This window comes from Okeania hirsuta (genome assembly GCF_003838195.1).
Taxonomy (GTDB): Bacteria; Cyanobacteriota; Cyanobacteriia; order Cyanobacteriales; family Microcoleaceae; genus Okeania; species Okeania hirsuta.
Genome location: NZ_RCBY01000599.1, coordinates 1 through 1212, shown reverse-complemented (window position 1 = coordinate 1212; position 1212 = coordinate 1). Strand labels below are relative to the sequence as shown.

The 1212-nt window shown below is 34.7% G+C and carries 2 protein-coding genes; both read left to right on the top strand.

Features of this window, described 5'->3' with window-relative positions; genetic code table 11:
* The coding region (locus D5R40_RS33150) for an oxidoreductase dimerization domain-containing protein (protein ID WP_511035262.1) at nt 1-447 on the top strand (447 nt) is incomplete at its 5' end.
* 357 nt (nt 448-804) lie between these two features.
* Nucleotides 805-1038, top strand: a complete 234-nt coding sequence (locus D5R40_RS33145; RefSeq protein WP_124146418.1) for a PDDEXK family nuclease — start codon at nt 805-807, stop codon at nt 1036-1038.
* Nucleotides 1039-1212: the final 174 nt, after the last annotated feature.

Genomic DNA, 1212 nt, shown 5'->3' with positions numbered 1-1212 from the left:
TTTTTTCCCATTAGTAAGGCTAATTATCGGGTTATTCCTTGGGCAACTTTTACTGACCCAGAATTGGCAAGGGTAGGGTTAACAGAACAGCAAGCGAGGGAACGTTTTGGAGATGATGTTTGTGTATTGAAGCAGCCTTTTTCTGGTGTAGACCGCGCTCAAGCTGAGGCAGCTACAACTGGATTTGGTAAGATTATTACTAGAGGAAATGGAGAAATTTTAGGGGCGCATTTAGTTGGTATTTCTGCTGGTGAATTAATCCATGAAATTGTTTTGGCAATGTCGAATAAGTTGCCTGTTTCTGCTTTGACTGGGATTCATATTTATCCGACTTTATCTGAGGTAAATAGTAAAGCTGGTTTATTTTTGAAAAAGCAGAAATATGCCAAAAATTTATGGCAGCAGAATTTCTTAGAGAAGTTCTTTAATTGGAGAAGGTCTTTTTAAAGGAAGGAAGAGGGAAGAAGGAAGAAAGTAAATTTAAAAGCAATTGTAGGGTGCGTTGCAAAGCACCTTATAAGTTAAGTAGATTCATAGGGTGAGCAAATAATAATTTTTTGGTAGTCCTGCTCGCGTAATTGTAGATAGGAATAAAAAATTCTTGGTACGGGAGCAAGATGCTCCCACTACGGTGTCTCATAGGTGTCTCACAACAAAAATAATTACAATGCACAAACAATGAAAATGTATCACCACCAATTTTTTGATCTTAATTAGGACTTACGCATTACAAGACCAATATGGGAATTGCTATACTTACTTTTCAGGAATGGTTTTATAAAAAAAGAAAAAGCAAGATTATTTATGGTTCAATTATTACAAAAACTAATAACTTTTGATGAATTTACTGAATGGCTACCCGAAAGTAGATGTTATGAATTACATGAAGGTAAAATTATCGAAATGCAACCCACAGGCAAACATGAAGATATTACCGGATTTATTATTCAAGAATTAACTCTAGAATACACGAGGATGAAATTACCCTATCGTATTCTAAAGTTAATATTTTATAGACTGGAAATTTTGACTCTATAGTAATTTCAGGAAACTATTTGTGAAATCATTAAAGTGAATTGGTAGGTATATAGCATTTCTCAAGTTACTGAGGTACAGTTGTTTTTCTTCTTTTTTATTCCCTACTCCCTACTCCCTAAAGCAAAGGAATTTTGTACCTCACGCTTCTTGGGAATTGCTATAATATCAAATCCG